The sequence below is a fragment of the Clostridium sp. HMP27 genome (assembly GCF_000765165.1).
In the GTDB taxonomy this organism is placed as follows: Bacteria; Bacillota; Clostridia; order Clostridiales; family Clostridiaceae; genus Clostridium_AK.
The window spans coordinates 138,463-156,685 of the sequence record NZ_JMFY01000018.1 but is presented as its reverse complement, the minus strand read 5'-3'; the positions used below and the strand labels follow the sequence as shown (position 1 = coordinate 156,685).

Below are 18,223 nucleotides of genomic sequence, written 5' to 3'. Positions count from 1 at the left end.
AATGAATATTGAAGATTTACTAAGGCCTATAATTGCTGAAATAGTAAATAAGATGAATAAAAGAATACTTTTATTTATATCTGGCGGTGCTGTAAATTTAAAAGGCATTTTTGAGACACTATCTTCTATGCAAATGCTTCAATATGACATAGTAATGACAGAAGCATCTAAAAAGGTTATACCAGAAGAATACATTACTAATTTGAATGGTAGGTTAATAGATTGCAAAGTGGAGCTTACTAAAGCAGTGAGAGAAGACGACATAATAATAGTTCCAATAATGACCAGAAACACTTTAGCTAAATGTGCTGCAGGCATTGAGGATAACTTAGTAACAACGGGAATAGCTGAGGCCATTATGATGAACAAAGAAGTTATTGTTGTCAAAGATAGTTTTGATCCTCAAAATCAAGTAAATATAAGCTTAGGATTTAACAAAAATGCAGCATATAATAAGCTTATTTTAGGCTATGAAGATAAACTGACAAGCTTTGGCGTTAAGTTTATAAATGCTGCTGACATAAAAAGAACTATAAATGCAAGGTTTAGTATTATGAGCAATGCAAACGAGAACTTAAATCATGAAAGTGCAATAAAAAATACTGTTGTAAATAAAGAAGAAACCTGCAATATTAAAAAATTATCAGGAATTTTAACTATAGAAGATATTATGTTAGCGGCTAATAATTCAAAAGAAATTTGGGTTAAAGAAGGTTCTTTATTAACTCCACTGGCAAAGGATTATATATACAACAATGGAATTAATGTTAACTATTGTTAACAAAAGTAAAGGAGTATAGATATGTTTTTAGCAAAAGTTGTTGGAAATGTTGTATCAACACAAAAGGATCCAAAGTTTATTGGAAGCAAGCTATTGATAGTTAAACATATAGATGAAAATGAAAAAACCATTGGAGAACCTATAGTTGCCATAGATACAGTAGGCGGTGGAATAAAGGATACTGTAATTGTAGTCACTGGAAGCGGTGCAAGATATACAGATATCTCAGATAAGGTAATACCTGCTGATGCATCTATTATAGGGATTGTAGACTCTATTGAATGGGATTTAGGTTATTAGGGTGGTGGAAAAATGAAGATATACACCAAAACTGGAGACAAAGGAAGTACAAGTCTCGTAGGTGGAGATAGGACAAAAAAACATGATCTAAGAGTATGGGCTTATGGAAGTATAGATGAAGCAAATTCGTCTATTGGCATGGCGAAAATTCATATTAAAGAAAAAAATACTTTAGATAAACTCCTAAAGATTCAAAAGACTTTATTTGAAGTTGGAGCTGAACTTGCTTCTATAGGAACGGATTATTTTAAAACAAGAATAAGCGATGAAGATATAAGATTTCTTGAAGAGACCATAGATAGCATGGATGAACTTAAGCCTTCACAAACTGGATTTATAGTTCCGGGAGGTACTGTGGAATCAGCTTATCTTGATGTTGCAAGAACAGATATAAGAAGAGCTGAGAGGTATATAGCAGAGCTTACTGCCCACTATGATGTTAATGAAAATTTGATGAAATACGTGAATAGACTATCTGATACTATTTATGCTATAGCTAGATATTTTGATTATAAAGACATAATGAAAAAGACAGAAGAAAATATAAAGAACTTTACACAAAATAATAAAGTATTGAATAATTCAGAGGCGAAAAAGAGTAATGAAATTACCATAAGTAAAATTGCTATTAATAGAGAAACTGCTGAATATGTAACTAAAAGGTGTATACAAAAATCATATGAAGTGGGAGTACCCATGGTTATTTGTGTAACAGATTTTAATGGAAGTATTATACTTCTTACCCGCATGGATAATTCTCTTTTAGCCAGTATAGAAATAGCTGAAAAAAAAGCATATACAGCTGCAGTGCTTAAGATATCCACAGGTGACTTAAGAGAACTGTCATTGCCAACTGGAGAACTTTATGGAATTGATAATAATGAGAAAATAATTGCTTTTGGTGGCGGATTTCCTCTAAGAATAAATGAAGAAATAGTTGGCGCAATAGGTGTTAGCGGCGGTACAGTTGAGCAGGATGTGTTGATTGCCCAATGTGGATTAAATGCTTTTGAGGAGGTAGTAAAAAGTGGAATTAGAAAGTAACGAGTTATCACTTATAATAGAAAAAGTCTTAAAGGAAATGAGTAAAAGAGATATTAAAAATGACGTAAGTGATGGAATATTTGATACCATGGAAGAAGCCATAGAAGCAGCTTATGAGGCACAAAAAAAGTATTCTGAATACTCAATTGAACAACGAGAAAAATTAATAGATGCTATGAGAAAGGCGATAATTGATAATGCCATGAACATTGCAACACTTTGCGTTAATGAATCAGGCATGGGAAGGATTGATCACAAATATTTAAAGCTAAAGCTGACAGCAGAAAAAACGCCAGGAACTGAAGTTTTAAATACAACTGCTTATTCAGGTGATAAAGGACTTACACTTGTAGAAAATGGTGCTTTTGGTGTTATAGGATCAATTACACCATCTACAAATCCGGCAGCTACAGTTGCTTGCAATGCAATAGGAATGCTTGCAGGAGGAAATACTGTAGTATTTTCACCTCATCCAGGAGCTTTCAATGCATCATTAACTATGATTAAGGAATTGAACAAAGCCATAAAAGACGCAGGCGGACCAAATAATTTAATTACAGCAGTTAATAAACCTATATTAGAAAATACTGATATATTATTAAATCATAAAAAGATAAAGATGATAGTTGCAACAGGAGGACCTGCTATAGTTAAATTGGCCCTTTCTACAGGAAAGAAGGCTATAGGAGCTGGTGCGGGAAATCCTCCAGTAGTTGTTGATAAAACTGCAGATATCAAGAAAGCAGCAAGAGATATAATTGCTGGATGTAGCTTTGATAACAATCTGCCATGTATAGCTGAAAAAGAAGCCATTGTAGTTCAGGATGTTTATGAAGAACTTATAAAAGAAATGAAATGCAATAAAGCAGTATACGAGTTAAATGATGAGGAAGCAATGAAGTTAGCTAATGTAGTTTTAATTTATGATAGAGAATCAAATACGTATTCCGTAAATAAGAAGTTTATAGGGAAAGATGCTAAGTATTTACTGCAAAGCATAGGAAAAGATGCAGCAAATGGAATTGAATGCTTAATTTACAGAGCAGAAAACAGCCATCCCTTTGTTCAGGAAGAGCTCATGATGCCTATTCTTCCAATAGTTAAGGCTAAGAACTTTAAGGAAGCTTTAGAACTTGCTGTGGAAGATGAACATGGGAATAGACATACAGCAATTATGCATTCCAAAAATGTGGATAATTTAACTAAGATGGCAAGAGCTATAGACACTACGATATTCGTTAAAAATGCACCATCTTATGCAGGAATTGGATTTGGAGGAGAAGGACATACAACCTTTACCATAGCAGGACCAACAGGGGAAGGGCTTACTAATGCATTAAGTTTTACAAGAAAAAGAAGATGTACAATGGTTGAAGCATTTAGAATTGTATAGAAATTAAATAAGAGTTAAGAGTAAGGAGTTAATATTATGATATATATTTTTCTTAACTCTTAACTCATAACTCTCATCTAAAAGGAGGGGTGAATTTTGGATTTGCTTGAAAAAATCAAAAATGCTGGAGTTATAGGTGCAGGTGGAGCTGGATTTCCTACTCATCTTAAGTTAAATTGTAAGGTGGAATATTTCATAATAAATGGATTAGAATGCGAGCCATTACTTCAATCGGATAAGTATATAATGAGAAATAACAGCGATGAAATAATACAAGCAGCAGAAGAAATTGGAAGAACTATTGAAGCAGAACACATAATTATTGGATTAAAAGAAGAATACCATGAAGAAATAGAGGCACTAAAGGCTTCCGTAAAAAAATTTAATTCTAGAGTTGAGCTGCATTTAAGTAGAGTGTTTTATCCAGCTGGAGATGAACAAATCTTAGTTTATGAGGTTACAGGAAGAACAATACCACCAGGAGGAATACCTTTAAATGTTGGCGCTGTAGTATCAAATGCAGGTACTGTATTCAATATCTTTGAAGCACTTGAAGAAAAAATGGTTACATATAAGTTTGTTACAGTTATAGGAGAAATACAGACACCTTCAATCATTAAAGTGCCCATAGGAACAAAGATAAAAGATGTCTTAGATAAGTGTGGTGGAACACTTATAAAGGATTATTCATTAATTATCGGTGGACCAATGATGGGAAGAAAGATTTCAAAAGATCAAATAAAAGATATAGTTATAACAAAAACGGATGGAGCAATTATTGTAATTTCTGAAAATCATTATTTAATCCAAAGAGAAAAGCTAACTATTGAACATATGAAAAATCAAGCAAAATCAGCTTGCATACAATGCCGCTTTTGCACAGACATGTGCCCTAGAAATTTAATTGGACATCCGTTAAATCCTCATAAGATTATGAGAAGTGTTGCATTAAATGAGTTAGATAATGAAGTCATAAAACAAGCACTTATATGTTGCGAATGCGGAATATGTGAAATGTATGCTTGCCCTATGGGGTTATCACCAAAGAGAATAAACATTTATTTGAAAGGTAAGTTAAGGAGCAACGGTGAAAAATGGCAAAACAAAACCAATAATTTTACAGCTAATACAATGAGGGAGTACAGAAAAATACCTACCAACAGGTTAATAGCAAGATTACATTTAGATAAGTATAAAAAGCAAAGGCTTCAAGAAGGGGAAGAAGTAAATCCAAAAGAAGTAAAAATTCCTTTAAGACAAGGTATAGGTGCTGGAGTAATTCCGGTAATCCAGGTAGGGGACACTGTAGAGATAGGCCAAGTCATAGGGAAGATAGAAGAAGGGAAAATGGGGTCCGATGTTCATGCAACTATTGGGGGCGTAATTTTCGAAATAAGTGATAGTATATCAATAAAAGCTATTTAAGCTGAGGTGATAAAATGATAAGAACTATAGGTATGATTGAATTAAATAGTATAGCTAGGGGAATTCAAGTTGCAGATGAAATGCTAAAGGCTGCAGAAGTTAATTTGATCTTTGCAAAAAGTGTTTGCCCAGGCAAATATGTAATCCTAATCACAGGAAACGTAGGTGCTGTAGAAACTGCTATTAATCATGGTATGAGCTTAGGGGAAAATTATGTGGTAAATAAATTGATTTTACCAAATGTTCATCCACAGGTAATTCCAGCTATAACTGCATCAGGAAATATTGAAAAACTAAAAGACTTAGGCGTTTTGGAGTTTTTTAGTATTGCTGCAGCTATTGTTGCAGCCGACGCTGCTGTTAAGTCAGCCAATATAGATCTAATAGAAGTAAGATTGGGAGTGGGGATAGGAGGGAAAGCTTTTATAACTTTCACTGGAGAAATTAGTTCGGTTAAAAATGCAGTAACAGTTGGAGCAGGTACTGCACTTGAAAGCGGAATGCTTGTAAATAAAGCTGTAATATCAGGGCCTAGTAAGGAATTACTGCAGCACTTATTATAAAGCTTTATTTAAATATATTTATAATAATTAAAATATAGGGGGAGATTGTATGAAAAATAATTTGCTTGGGGAATGTCTAGCAGAACTTATTGGTACATTTCTTTTCATTTTCATAGGAACAGGAGTTGTTGCAGCACTTGTTACAGCAGGAACTAATGTGACATTTTGGGAACTAAGCTTAGTATGGGGACTTGCAATAACTATGGCGGTATATATAGTGGGATCAATTTCAGGAGCACAGTTAAATCCTGCAGTAACAATAGCTCTTGCAGTATGGAAAGGCTTTGATAAAAAAAAGATTATCCCTTATATTATTTCTCAAGTGATTGGAGCATTTTTAGGAGCTGCATTAACTTACGGGTTATATGGAACAACTATTACAGCCTTTGAAAGTAGTAAAAACATAATAAGGGCATCAAAAGATGGATGGGCTACCGCTGGAATATTTAGTACATTCCCAGCAGCCAATATATCTATGGTTAATGCTTTTATGATTGAAGTATGTATTACAGCAGTTTTGTTACTGGTTATTTTTGCAGTAACTGATGGAAACAACGAGGGTTCTCCTAAGGCAGGAATACCAGCAGTAGCTATTGGTTTAACTGTAGCATTTATTGGAGCGTCTTATGGACCTTTAACTGGTTTTGCAATGAATCCAGCTCGTGATTTTGGCCCAAGACTTGTAGCCTTACTCTCAGGATGGGGATCAACAGTTATTGGCCCTAATGGCTATGGACTGATTGTACCAATATTTGCACCAATTATAGGGGCAATTTTAGGTGGCGGTATATATGAAAAATTAGTTGTACCTTATTTGCCAAACTTAATAAATAAGAAAGTATCAGGAAAAAGCACGTCAGTGTAAATTTTTAGAGAGTCCCATATAGTATTGATTAAATACTATATGGGACTCTCTATTTTTAAATTGATAGAAATTCTAAATTTCATCACTTACTTCTAATATAAAGTTTACTATAGTATAAATAGCATAAAAAATTGCATCATTATTTGCATCAAACACTGGGGAGTGAAGTGGATGTAAACCTTGTTTGTCATCACTTATACCTACTCTAAAATGTACTGAAGGTACTTCTTGAGCAAAGAAAGCAAAATCCTCTGCACCAAAGGTTTTTTCAGCAGTTAACACATTTTCTTCACCTAAAGTATTCACAGCAGATTTATAAAATTTGTCACATAAATCTTTATCATTAGTTAAAGGAGGGTATGCAACTTGAAAGTTTAATTCATATTCGCAATCATATTTTTTAGCTGAAAAAGCACAGGTTTCATATAAATCTTTTTTAATTTTATCAACAAGAGCCGTATCAAAGGTTCTTAAAGTTCCAAGTACCTCTATTTTTTCAGGTATTACATTAGATGCCGTGTTATTTGCATTAATTGATGAAAAAGTTAATACATGAGGGTTTAAAGGATTTACTTCCATTTTAGTTTTATTATTCATAGTTTGTATAAAGTCCATAGCGGGATAAATAGGATTTTTACATAAATGAGGCATAGCAGCATGACCACCAACGCCTTTGAATTTTATAGAAAAGTCATCTACGGAAGCCATAGAAGGACCATCAGGAGCTTCTATTTTTCCGACTTCTAAATTAGGCCAAACATGAAAACCTATCATATATTTAACTTCAGGATTTTTTAAAGCACCCTCCTGAATCATAGGGTAGGCGCCACCGTCTAGCTCTTCAGCAGGTTGAAATAAAAACTTAACACATTTATCAAAGCCCATTTCTTTTAGTACCATTGCAGTTCCGAGTGCTATAGCTGTATGATAGTCATGTCCACAACCATGAAATACTCCATTTATAGGAAGAGCATCTATGTCAGCTCTAACACCTATGCAAGTCGCATCAGTACTTAATACTCCTACAACACCTGTGCCAGCACAAGGGCTATATTTTATATTTAGATCTTCAAGTGTTTCCATTATTATTTTTTGAGTTTTAAATTCCTTATGAGCTAGTTCTGCATTTTTATGCAAGATTTCTCTCAAATTCTTAATTTCAGAAAGGTTACTTAAGATAATATCTTTTACATTCATTTTAATACATCTCCTTTTAAAAATGCTAAGGTCTTTAATTACAGCACCTCTATGGAGTAATTTAGCAATATCCAACTGTGTTTTAAATTGATGTTAGTATAGCATGGTGCTTATAATTATGCAATAGTTTTGTAAAAAACTCTAAAATAAAGCATAAATGATTATGCTATAATTGTATATATTATAAGTGAAGTGTTAGTGTATACAAAATAAAATAATTTGGAAAAGATGTTTTTAGTTTAAGCGTAGGAGATGGAGGTAATGATGGAATTAATTAGAAATCTTACTAATAATATGGGTTATGTGATTTTAGTAGGATTTATTGTATCAAGGTCTAATAGTTTTAAAAATATAATACAAAAAGATAAATTTAAAAAGAAGGATTTAATTATTCTATCTATAATATTTGGTGGATTTGGTGTGCTAGGAACTTATATGGGAACGGATATAAATGGTGCAATAGCAAATACAAGAATTATTGGGGTTGTAGCTGGAGGGTTACTTTGTGGGCCTTTTGTAGGAATTGCATCTGGAATTATTGCGGGGCTCCATAGATTATTAATAAATATTGGTACTCTTACTGCAGTTCCATGTGCTATTGCAACAATTGTTTCAGGAATTGTAACCAGTGTTTTTTATAAGTACTCAAATTATAAAAACAAATGGATTTATGGCCTTATTGGAGGTGCACTTATGCAAAGCTTAGAGATGGTATTAATTCTTATTATGTCGAAGCCATTTTCTACAGCTTTAAATATAGTTAAATATATATATATCCCTATGGTATTTACAAATGCTATAGGCATATCAATATTAATTTTATTAATACAAAATATTTTTGAAGAAAAAGAGCAAATTGCAGCAAAGCAAGCAAAGATAGCTCTAGAAATAGCTAATAAGACATTACCATACTTTAGAGAAATCAATAGCAATTCTTTTGAAAATATTTGTGAAATTATAAGGGAATCCATCGATGCAGATGCAGTAGCGATAACGGATAAAAAATACGTTCTAGCCCATGTTGGCATGGGGGAGGACCATCATATTAAGGGAAATGATATTTTAACTGGTGCCACAGAAAAGGTTATAGAAAAGGGAGAAATATTAATTTTAACAAATGCAGAGCAAATAGATTGTTCATGCGGTACGTGTCCATTAAGATCAGCTATTATAGCGCCATTAAAGGATGGAGATGAAATAATAGGCACCTTAAAAATATATTATGGTAAGGAAGATGCTATATCCTTTAGAAATACAAATTTAGCAATAGGGCTTTCACAAATTATATCTACACAGCTTGAAATAAGTAAGCTTGGGAAGCTTAAGGAAATGGCAACAAAGGCTGAAATAAAAGCACTGCAAACTCAAATAAATCCTCATTTTTTATTTAATGCTTTAAATACCATTATTTCATTTGTACGTATAAATCCGGATAAAGCAAGGGAACTTATTATTAATTTATCTACTTATTTAAGATATAATTTAGAGATAGGGGATAATTTAGTAGATATTTATAAAGAGTTAGAACAAGTAAAAGCATACGTAGAAGTGGAAAAGGCTAGATTTGGAGATAAATTAAATGTAATTTATGATATAGATGAAGATATAAATATAAAAATACCAAGCTTGATAATACAGCCTATAGTTGAGAATTCTGTGAAACATGGGATTTTAGAAGGAAGCAAAAGGGGTACTGTTAAAATTTACGTGAAAAAGATAACGAATAATAAAGCTAAAGTTATTATTGAAGATGATGGAGTAGGAATTTCAGAGAAAGTTATAGAAAGAGTATATAATGACAATATGCAGGAAAATAAAATAGGAATATCCAACGTAAATAATAGATTAAAATATCTTTATGGAAAAGGACTTCAAATGGAAAGGCTAGATAAAGGAACTAGAACTACTTTTATAGTGGAAACATTGAAAGGATGATTTTATGAATTGTATAATTGTAGATGACGAATATCCAGCAAGAGAAGAGTTGAAGCACTTTATACGTGAATTTAGTAATATAGATATTGATGGTGAATTTGAAGATTCTATAGAAGCGCTTGAATACATTGAAAAAAATAGGCCAGATATAATATTTTTAGATATAAACATGCCTAAATTAGATGGCGTTGCTTTGGCACGGATAGTTAATAACTTTGAAAAGAAAAGCTTTGTTGTTTTTATAACAGCATATAAAGAGCATGCAGTAGATGCTTTTGAGATAAAAGCATTTGATTATATTTTAAAGCCTTATTCAGAAGAGCGGATTATAAGGACCTTGACGCAGTTAGAAGCTTTAGAAGATAGAGAAGAAAAACAAAATACACCATGTATAGGTAATAAAATTACATTAAAGAAGAATAATAAGTTAAAAGTAATAGATATTTGTGATATTTGTTATTGCGAGGCAAAAGAAAGGGAGACATTAATTTATACTATAAATGACAGCTACATAGAAAATTGTAGTATATCAGAGATTTATAAAAGACTTCCCCCAAACATGTTTTTTAAGACTCATAGATCCTATATAGTAAACTTAGAAAAAGTAGTAGAAATAATACCTTGGTTCAATAATACCTATATGATTAAACTAAAAGGAACAGAAGGAGAAATACCTGTAAGTAGAAATAATATAAATTCATTTAAGCACTTAATGGGCATATAAATGCACTTTATGTGCTTTTTTTGTTATTTGGCGTAATAAATGAAAATATTCTATTAAATTTATGTATAATTTAGCCATAGAATTAACTTTAGGTTAAGTGGTAGCTTAAAATTTAATTTAAATGGGGGGAGAAGCATGATATCATTTATACTTTCAATTATTGCGTTAATAGTTGGTTATTTCATTTATGGTAAAGTTGTTGAAAAGCTTTTCGGGGCAGACGACAAAATAAAAACACCAGCAATAAGACTTGAAGATGGTGTTGACTTTGTACCAATGCCTGAATGGAAAATATTCTTAATTCAATTTTTAAATATAGCAGGACTTGGTCCTATATTTGGAGCAATTTCAGGAGCAATGTGGGGGCCATCTGCATTCTTATGGATTGTATTTGGATCTATCTTTGCAGGAGGAGTACATGATTATTTCTCAGGAATGCTATCAGTAAGACATGATGGAGCAAGTATTCCAGAAGTTGTAGGAAAATATTTAGGTAATGGTTTTAAAAACTTTATGAGAGTATTTTCAGTCATACTACTTGTTCTTACAGGAGTTGTATTTGTAAGTGGACCAGCAGGAATATTAAATGGATTAGTACCTTCTATAGGACTTAAAACTTTTCTATATATAATATTTGCATATTATATAATAGCTACTCTTGTTCCAATAGACAAGCTGATAGGAAAAGTTTATCCTTTATTTGGATTATGTTTATTAATAATGTGTGTAGGAGTAGGTGGAGCTTTAATAATAGGTGGATATAATATACCAGAAATTGCAGGAAATCTTAACAATATGCACGTTAAACCAGAAAGTTATCCTTTATTTCCAATGCTGTTTATAACTATTGCATGTGGAGCTATATCAGGATTTCACTCAACACAATCACCACTAATGGCTAGATGTATTACAAGTGAAAGACAAGGCAGAAGAATATTTTATGGTTCAATGATAGCAGAAGGAATAATTGCACTAGTATGGGCAGCTGCATCAATGACTTTCTTTGGAGGAGTTGAGGGACTTACTAAGTTCATGGCAGAAAACGGTAACAATGCGGGTGCAGTTGTAAATATAATATGTAATAGTTTACTAGGGAAAATTGGTGGGATACTTGCAATACTTGGAGTTGTAGCATGTCCTATAACTTCAGGGGATACAGCGTTTAGAAGTGCAAGACTTACAATAGCCGATTCTATAAACTTTAAGCAAGAATCTATGAAAAATAGGTTAATGATTAGTATACCATTATTTATAATAGGATTTATTTTAACACAAATTGACTTTGGAATAGTATGGAGATACTTTGGATGGTCAAATCAGACATTAGCTACAATAGTTCTTTGGACATCCGCAATGTATTTAGTTTATAAAGGAAGAAGTCATTGGATGGCATCAGTACCAGCTGTATTTATGACTGCAGTATGTATAACTTATATAATAGTTGCACCAGAAGGATTTAAATTATCAATGGGAATTGGATTGCCAGCAGGAATAATAGGAGCAATTTTAGCTCTAACATGGTTCCTAATGACAGCTAAAAAGGTTACAGTTAAGGTGAATGCAAATAAAGCTAGTTTACAATCATAGAAATATTACGACGGCAGTCCTTAACGTTACAGGAGCTTACGCTAAATAAAAAAAATTGTAAATTAAAGATAGGGGAGTACAATAAAAGACTTCTGATAAAAAATAGAATACTTAATATCTTGCGACCCATCGGTTTGCGGGCCTACTAGCCCTTTTATAAGTGTCAATTTAACGGAATTTCGTCAAAACGAAATTCCTTCCTTCAGCAGTGAGCCTGAACGAAATTTTTAATGTTGAACATAAGTATGGGATTTGCATTGTAGAAAGCATTGAGCAAGCAATTAGAAGCTCTTTATTTATGAATTTAAAACACCGTAAAGAACTTTTTACTGTCTGAGCGGCAGCGAGTTTAAAAAGTTTAGGTGATTTAAATTCATAAATATTAGAGCTTCTTTACGTAGTGAACGCCTTCTTAAATGCAAATCGCATACGATAGGTTCAACATTAAATATGTCGTAATATCCTTTTATAGTGCTCTAAAGGCTTCGCTTTTATAACCTTGATTTCCTTGAAGAACGGAGTTTATTTTATTTAGAAGATTTTCTCTATCCTCTGGCAAAGTGCCTTTAAGAGATACATAGTTTGAGGCATGATTACTTCTAAATACGCAGTTTGTAACCTTTAAATTTTCTATTAAAAGTTTTGTTTCCATCATTATTTCACTTGGTTGTAAAAGCTTAAATTTACCTTCCTGAACTTCTTTATATAGAGGGGTTTCTGACTCAAACATAAGAGTAAGAAGTCCTAGATAATCAGGATCAATTTCACTTATGACTTTTGCAGACTCTTTAGCATGTTCTTCTAAATTTTCTTTTCCACCCAACCCCGAAATAAGAGTTGCAGATAAAGTTAATCCGCTCTCTTTAATCTTTTTACCTGCCTGTATCATTTCCTCAGCAGTAACTCCTTTTTTGATATTTTGAAGTATTAAATTACTGCCGCTTTCCACTCCAAGATATACAATTCCTAAACCTTCACTTTTAAGCTCTTTTAACTCATCTATGCTTTTTCTTAGAATATCTCCTGGTGTTCCGTAAATACCAACTCGTGTGCATTCAGGGAATAGTTCCCTTATCTTTCTAAGAATAGACTTTAAATTTTCTGTTTTAAGAACTAGGGCATCGCCATCAGCTAAAAAAATTTTATCTACTCTTTTATAGTATGAACGGCCCATTTCTAAATCTATAAATATATCTTCTAGAGATCTGATTTTAAATTTCTTATCTTTATACATACTGCAAAATGTACATTTGTTATGGGCACACCCTACGGTTGCCTGCACTATTAAACTATACGCTTCACTTGGAGGTCTATATACTACTCCTTCATATCTCATACCTATTCACTACCTTTCATTAATTTCTATTTTATTTAAAATATTAAAGTACTTATATATATTTCACATTTTAACCCGTGATGTATGTAAATTATAACATATACATAATAAAACTAATAATGCAAAAATTTAATGAAGTATTATGGAAGTTTAAGTTATGGTATAATTTAGCTGTTAATAATTTAGTTAAAATGGAGGAATAGTTTTATGCTTAAAAGTAACTTTTCTAAAAGACTTACAAATCAATTTGAAGAAAGCTTTGAGGAAGTTCTTAATTTAACAAACGATAAAGACTACGATGCAGCTTTACGACTTATTGATGAGACATTTAGCAATTTATTTAGACTTAATTCCCTATTTTTCAATTCTATGAGTAATGATAATTTAATTGATATATTAAAAGTCGGTGGTGAAATTGAAAAAGATAAGGCTATTATAATATCAAAGTTATTGGAACAAAGAGCACATATATTAGCTATTCAAGGAAAAGATAACGAAAGTTTTTACATATATATAAAGGCTTTAAATCTATTTATTGAAGCTTTCTTATGTGATAAAGAAACTGATCTTAATAGGTATTTTAAAGATATACCCGTTATAATAGAAAAGACTTCAGGGTATGTTCTTTCTGAGGAAACTTTAAAAAGAATTATAAGTTACTACAAAGAAGTAGGAGATTTTGCATCAGGAGAAGACTATTTATATGAGCTTTTTGATGCTACAGGCAAGGATGAAGATTCTATAACCTTTGCGAAAGAATTTTATGATTTTTTGCTTAAACTAGATGATGCTGTTTTAGAAAAAGGTAATTTATCAAGAGAAGAAATACTGGAAGCAAAAAGTTCTCTGAGTTCAAAATAGGACGACATTTTTAATGCTGGGGGTCGTATAGAATTTTTATCTAGGAAGGTGTTCATTTTGCCAAAAAGGGCTAATATTTATAAATGTAAAATACCTAAGCCTCCTAAACTCGCCGTAAGCTCAAACAGTAGGAGGCTCTTAACGGTATTTTCAATTTATAAATAAAGCCCTTTTAAAGCTCATTCAATGCCTTCTACGATAAAAATTCTACACTCTCCAGCATTAAAAATGCCTTCATGAAAACTGCTAAAGAATGGAATTCAGCTAATTGAATTTCTAAGATGTTTTAGGAATTAGCACATAAATATCTTTTAGGGCGGCCCGAAAGGTTACATAGTAATATATAATTAGATAAATGGGCAATTGTATTATATTGTGTCGCATCGATAAGAAGTCATAATTTTATAATTAGGCATTAAAGGGTGATTAATATGAAAGAAACTAATACCTCAATAACCATATATTGGAAAGTCGAAGATAACCCACAAATATGGAGAGATTGGTATCAGTATTGCAAATCTCTAACTGAACGATTAGGATATATTCCTAATTATGTGGAGATAAGTAGTGAAACATTTAAGTCGGGGAAAGTATTAACCATTAAAAGAGTAGAGAGAAGATTTATGAAAGCAATAGATAACGGAGAATCCTTAAAAAATCTTAGTATATATTCACTTCCAGATGGCTTTAAACAAGCGGTCTTTGATTACAACACATATGTTGTTAGATATTGTGGTGGTACACCAAATCATATTACATTATCTTTTTCTACTAAAGTTTATGAAACATTAGATATCAAATCAATTATTGAGGAATTTAAAAGCTATATAGAATTTTCTCATGGAGAGATTTATGAACTTCCGATATCAGAATCTACATTTTTTTATGCAATGAAGGTTAATTCTTTAGATACATATAAGGGGTTAAAGATTATCCGAAAACTATAAAGCAGTTAATACGCATTTTCCTTATATTGTTACACAACTATAAGATGTTGTGAAGCATTATGTCTTAACTAAGTAGAGAGTTGAGTATGAAAGAATTTAAAGACATAAACGAATTTTTAAATACGTTGGATAAAAATAGCATATATTATGGCTTGAATAAAATAAGAGCAGAAAGTATTATGGTTGAGGTTGCAGTTCCAGGGCAAAGATGGGAAATAGAATTTATGAACGATGGAACTATTGAGATTGAAAAGTTTATTAGCGATGAGATATATTATGATGAGAAAGAGTTGCAAGTTTTAATTAGTGAGTTTTTACAATGATATCTTCATGAAAAACGAGAAAAAATGTTAAGACATAATTTTATTAAAATGTGAATTACGGGAAACTTTTTAATGTTAAATTTAGTATGGGTTCTGCATTGTAGAAAGCGTTGAACAAGCAATTAGAAGCTCTTTATTTATAAATGTAAAGCACCGTTAAGAATTTTATACTGTCTGAGCGACAGCGAGTTTATAAAATTTAGGTGATTTTAATTTATAAATATTAGAGCTTCTTTGCGCAGTGAACGCTTTCTTAAAGGCAGAACCTATACGGAAGGTTTAACATTAAAAATGTCGTAATATCCTTTTTATACGCTCCAAATGTCTTCCCAGTATCTTTTGATGGTATTATCGGAAGAAAATCTTCCCGAATGAGCAATATTTATAACACACATTTTGTTCCAAAGATCCTTATCCCTATAAAGAGCATCTATTTTATTTTGTGCATCTACATAGGCTGCAAAGTCTCTTAAAACAAAATATTCATCATTTCCACTTAAAAGAGAATCATATATATCTTTAAATTCATTTTTATTAGGATTTAACGAACCATCTATAAGGCAGTCTAATATTCTTTTTATCCTCATGTCAGAATTATAAAAATCATAGGAGTTATAGTTGCGATTTTTTTGGTAGTTTAAAACTTCCTCTTTGTTTAGTCCAAATATAACTATATTTTCTTCTCCTACAGCATCTTTTATTTCAATATTAGCACCATCTAAGGTAGCTAAGGTAATGGCACCATTCATCATAAATTTCATGTTTCCAGTACCAGATGCTTCTTTGGTAGCAGTAGAGATTTGTTCACTTACATTAGCGCAAGGAATTATTTTTTCTGCTAAGGATACTGAATAGTTAGGAAGGAAATAAACCTTTATTCTTCCCTTCACACAAGGAGCATTGTTTATCATATCGCCTACAGTATTAATAAGTTTTATAGTTTGTTTTGCAAGATGATAAGAGGGAGCAGCTTTAGCACCAAAGAAAAACGTTCTAGGTATAATATCAATTTCAGGATTATCTTTAAGTCTAAAATATAAATCCATTATATTAAATAAATTTAAAATCTGCCTTTTATAAGCATGCAATCTTTTAACTTGAACATCGAATATGGAATTAGGATCTATGTCCATATTAAATTTATCTTTAGCAAACTTACAAAATTCAATTTTATTATTAACTTTTATTTTATGAAATTCTTCTCTAAACCAACTATCATATGCAAAAGGTTTTAATTTTATTAGGTCTAGTGGTTCGTATATATAACCTTCTCCAATATTTTTAGTTATAAGATTGCTTAAGTTTGGATTAGCTTTTAAAAGCCATCGTCTGTGAGTTATACCATTGGTCTTATTATTAAATTTACCAGGATAAAATTCATTGAAATTAGATAGTTCTTGCTTTTTTAAAAGGTCTGTATGGAGTTTGGCAACCCCGTTTACAGAATGTCCTCCGACAATAGCAAGGAATGCCATCTTTATATATCCATCTTGTATTATTGACATTTCCTTTAGTTTATTTGAATCGTTAAATTTATCTATAACCTCAATACAAAATCGCCTATTTATCTCTTCTATTATCATATAGATCCTTGGAAGAAGTCCCTTGAATATATCTACAGGCCATTTTTCCATTGCTTCAGCAAGAATTGTATGATTGGTGTAAGCTATAGTATTTGTAGTTATATTCCATGCCTCATCCCAATGAAGTCCTTCAACATCTATTAATATTCTCATAAGTTCAGGTACTGCAACAGCTGGATGAGTATCATTTATTTGTATAGCAATATATTTAGGAAGATCGGTTATTGGTTTGCTAAGTTTTTTATATCTTCGAATTATACTTTGAATTCCAGCACTTACAAAGAAATATTGTTGTTTCAATCTAAGGAGTCTTCCTTTTTCTGTGGAGTCATCTGGATAAAGGACTTTGGTTATAGACTCAATAGATGACTTGTATTCAACTGCTTTAGAATACTCTCCTTGGCTAAACAAATTTAAGTCAAAATCCTTATCAATAGGTTCGGCGCTCCAAAGTCTTAAAGTATTTACTGTTTTATTATTATACCCTATAACAGGAGTATCATAGGGAACAGCAAGTATTGTTTCTGTATTTTCTTGTATAAATTTTGTTTTGCCATTTTCATATATATGCTTTACAGTCCCATAAAAATCAACAGTAACAGATTTATTTGGCTTTCTAGTTTCCCAAACATTACCTTCTTTTAACCATTTATCAGGTACCTCTATTTGATATCCATCAATTATCTTTTGCTCAAAAAGTCCGTAATTATATCTTATCCCATTACCATGACCGGGAATATTAAGAGATGCCATGGAATCTAAAAAACAGGCAGCAAGTCTCCCAAGACCGCCATTACCAAGTCCAGCATCGCTTTCAACTTCCTCAAGTTCGTTTATGTTTATATTAAGTTCATTTAACGCTTCTTTACATATGTTATAAATCCCTAGATTCATCATATTATTACCAAGAAGCCGACCAATTAAGAATTCCATAGAAAAATAATATACCTGTTTATCTTTGTTGTTAGCATATTTTTTATTAGTTTCTAACCAATTTTCTCCAACATAGGATCTTATTAAGAAACCTAAGGCAACATACTTCTGAAAGGCAGAAGCTTCATCAATATCTATGGAATATAAATTGATGAGATTTTGCCGAAAGTCGGTTTTAATTTTTTCTTTATCTATATTCAAGGAAATCCCTCCTCTTTATTTACTGTATTTTCATATGATATATTTTTATTAACTATTAGTCAATAAAAAAGGTGATAAAGTTTAACATATTTGAGAATTTTATGGATTAAGGATATAATTATAATAAATTATTATATATTTATATAAACTATAATTTATATTATTCAAAATAGTTTATTATGCACACAACTATAAATGCAGTATTAATATTTATAATGAAAATTT

Annotated in this window: 16 protein-coding genes; 13 read left to right on the top strand and 3 right to left on the bottom strand. The window is 31.5% G+C overall.

Going from position 1 to position 18,223, the window contains the following annotated elements; all coding sequences use genetic code 11:
- The first annotated feature begins 1 nt into the window (after position 1).
- The 7 genes from DP68_RS09900 (at position 2) to DP68_RS09870 (ending at position 6,371) form a co-directional block, all read left to right on the top strand.
- On the top strand, positions 2 to 781 hold the full coding sequence (locus DP68_RS09900) for a flavoprotein (protein ID WP_035309013.1): 780 nt from the start codon (positions 2 to 4) through the stop codon (positions 779 to 781).
- A gap of 21 nt (positions 782 to 802) precedes the next feature.
- Entirely contained in the window at positions 803 to 1,081 is a 279-nt protein-coding gene (locus tag DP68_RS09895) for a EutN/CcmL family microcompartment protein (protein ID WP_035309011.1), read from the top strand.
- Between the two features lie 12 nt (positions 1,082 to 1,093).
- Positions 1,094 to 2,125: a cob(I)yrinic acid a,c-diamide adenosyltransferase gene (locus DP68_RS09890; RefSeq protein ID WP_035309009.1), complete on the top strand. Its 1,032-nt coding sequence runs from the start codon at positions 1,094 to 1,096 to the stop codon at positions 2,123 to 2,125.
- Entirely contained in the window at positions 2,109 to 3,518 is a 1,410-nt protein-coding gene (locus DP68_RS09885) for an aldehyde dehydrogenase family protein (protein ID WP_035309007.1), read from the top strand. Before DP68_RS09890 ends, DP68_RS09885 begins: the two co-directional genes overlap by 17 nt.
- A gap of 96 nt (positions 3,519 to 3,614) precedes the next feature.
- On the top strand, positions 3,615 to 4,943 hold the full coding sequence (locus DP68_RS09880; RefSeq protein WP_035309005.1) for a 4Fe-4S dicluster domain-containing protein: 1,329 nt from the start codon (positions 3,615 to 3,617) through the stop codon (positions 4,941 to 4,943).
- 14 nt (positions 4,944 to 4,957) lie between these two features.
- Positions 4,958 to 5,506 (top strand): BMC domain-containing protein, encoded by a 549-nt coding sequence (locus tag DP68_RS09875; protein ID WP_035309003.1) that lies wholly within the window; start codon positions 4,958 to 4,960, stop codon positions 5,504 to 5,506.
- 49 nt (positions 5,507 to 5,555) lie between these two features.
- The gene (locus DP68_RS09870; RefSeq protein ID WP_035309001.1) at positions 5,556 to 6,371 is read left to right on the top strand and encodes an MIP family channel protein; all 816 of its coding nucleotides are present in this window, start codon (positions 5,556 to 5,558) and stop codon (positions 6,369 to 6,371) included.
- 72 nt (positions 6,372 to 6,443) lie between these two features.
- Here DP68_RS09870 and DP68_RS09865 read toward each other — a convergent pair whose 3' ends face one another.
- Positions 6,444 to 7,568 (bottom strand): M20 family metallopeptidase, encoded by a 1,125-nt coding sequence (locus DP68_RS09865; protein WP_035308999.1) that lies wholly within the window; start codon positions 7,566 to 7,568, stop codon positions 6,444 to 6,446.
- Between the two features lie 261 nt (positions 7,569 to 7,829).
- Here DP68_RS09865 and DP68_RS09860 point away from each other — a divergent pair, with 261 nt between their 5' ends.
- The 3 genes from DP68_RS09860 to DP68_RS09850 all read left to right on the top strand — a co-directional run bounded on the left by DP68_RS09860 (position 7,830) and on the right by DP68_RS09850 (position 11,814).
- On the top strand, positions 7,830 to 9,503 hold the full coding sequence (locus tag DP68_RS09860; protein WP_035308997.1) for a sensor histidine kinase: 1,674 nt from the start codon (positions 7,830 to 7,832) through the stop codon (positions 9,501 to 9,503).
- A gap of 4 nt (positions 9,504 to 9,507) precedes the next feature.
- Positions 9,508 to 10,227 (top strand): LytTR family DNA-binding domain-containing protein, encoded by a 720-nt coding sequence (locus DP68_RS09855; RefSeq protein ID WP_035308995.1) that lies wholly within the window; start codon positions 9,508 to 9,510, stop codon positions 10,225 to 10,227.
- A gap of 135 nt (positions 10,228 to 10,362) precedes the next feature.
- Positions 10,363 to 11,814 (top strand): carbon starvation protein A, encoded by a 1,452-nt coding sequence (locus DP68_RS09850; protein ID WP_035308992.1) that lies wholly within the window; start codon positions 10,363 to 10,365, stop codon positions 11,812 to 11,814.
- A 466-nt stretch (positions 11,815 to 12,280) separates the two neighbouring features.
- Here the strand turns inward: DP68_RS09850 and DP68_RS09845 are convergent, their stop codons facing one another.
- Positions 12,281 to 13,150 (bottom strand): radical SAM protein, encoded by an 870-nt coding sequence (locus tag DP68_RS09845; protein ID WP_035308990.1) that lies wholly within the window; start codon positions 13,148 to 13,150, stop codon positions 12,281 to 12,283.
- A gap of 207 nt (positions 13,151 to 13,357) precedes the next feature.
- Here DP68_RS09845 and DP68_RS09840 point away from each other — a divergent pair, with 207 nt between their 5' ends.
- The 3 genes from DP68_RS09840 to DP68_RS09830 all read left to right on the top strand — a co-directional run bounded on the left by DP68_RS09840 (position 13,358) and on the right by DP68_RS09830 (position 15,281).
- The gene (locus DP68_RS09840; RefSeq protein ID WP_035308988.1) at positions 13,358 to 14,011 is read left to right on the top strand and encodes a DUF6483 family protein; all 654 of its coding nucleotides are present in this window, start codon (positions 13,358 to 13,360) and stop codon (positions 14,009 to 14,011) included.
- A gap of 431 nt (positions 14,012 to 14,442) precedes the next feature.
- On the top strand, positions 14,443 to 14,958 hold the full coding sequence (locus DP68_RS09835) for a hypothetical protein (RefSeq protein WP_035308987.1): 516 nt from the start codon (positions 14,443 to 14,445) through the stop codon (positions 14,956 to 14,958).
- Between the two features lie 86 nt (positions 14,959 to 15,044).
- Complete coding sequence (locus DP68_RS09830; protein ID WP_035308985.1) at positions 15,045 to 15,281, top strand: hypothetical protein; 237 nt, start codon at positions 15,045 to 15,047, stop codon at positions 15,279 to 15,281.
- Positions 15,282 to 15,589: 308 nt separating this feature from the next.
- Here the strand turns inward: DP68_RS09830 and DP68_RS09825 are convergent, their stop codons facing one another.
- The gene (locus tag DP68_RS09825; RefSeq protein ID WP_035308983.1) at positions 15,590 to 17,998 is read right to left on the bottom strand and encodes a glycogen/starch/alpha-glucan phosphorylase; all 2,409 of its coding nucleotides are present in this window, start codon (positions 17,996 to 17,998) and stop codon (positions 15,590 to 15,592) included.
- Positions 17,999 to 18,223: the final 225 nt, after the last annotated feature.

Coding starts and splice junctions, on each gene's coding strand:
- DP68_RS09900 (WP_035309013.1), top strand. CDS start 2: ATGAATATTGAAGATTTACTAAGGCCTATAATTGCTGAAATAGTAAAT.
- DP68_RS09895 (WP_035309011.1), top strand. CDS start 803: ATGTTTTTAGCAAAAGTTGTTGGAAATGTTGTATCAACACAAAAGGAT.
- DP68_RS09890 (WP_035309009.1), top strand. CDS start 1,094: ATGAAGATATACACCAAAACTGGAGACAAAGGAAGTACAAGTCTCGTA.
- DP68_RS09875 (WP_035309003.1), top strand. CDS start 4,958: ATGATAAGAACTATAGGTATGATTGAATTAAATAGTATAGCTAGGGGA.
- DP68_RS09870 (WP_035309001.1), top strand. CDS start 5,556: ATGAAAAATAATTTGCTTGGGGAATGTCTAGCAGAACTTATTGGTACA.
- DP68_RS09865 (WP_035308999.1), bottom strand. CDS start 7,568: ATGAATGTAAAAGATATTATCTTAAGTAACCTTTCTGAAATTAAGAAT.
- DP68_RS09860 (WP_035308997.1), top strand. CDS start 7,830: ATGATGGAATTAATTAGAAATCTTACTAATAATATGGGTTATGTGATT.
- DP68_RS09855 (WP_035308995.1), top strand. CDS start 9,508: ATGAATTGTATAATTGTAGATGACGAATATCCAGCAAGAGAAGAGTTG.
- DP68_RS09850 (WP_035308992.1), top strand. CDS start 10,363: ATGATATCATTTATACTTTCAATTATTGCGTTAATAGTTGGTTATTTC.
- DP68_RS09845 (WP_035308990.1), bottom strand. CDS start 13,150: ATGAGATATGAAGGAGTAGTATATAGACCTCCAAGTGAAGCGTATAGT.
- DP68_RS09840 (WP_035308988.1), top strand. CDS start 13,358: ATGCTTAAAAGTAACTTTTCTAAAAGACTTACAAATCAATTTGAAGAA.
- DP68_RS09835 (WP_035308987.1), top strand. CDS start 14,443: ATGAAAGAAACTAATACCTCAATAACCATATATTGGAAAGTCGAAGAT.
- DP68_RS09830 (WP_035308985.1), top strand. CDS start 15,045: ATGAAAGAATTTAAAGACATAAACGAATTTTTAAATACGTTGGATAAA.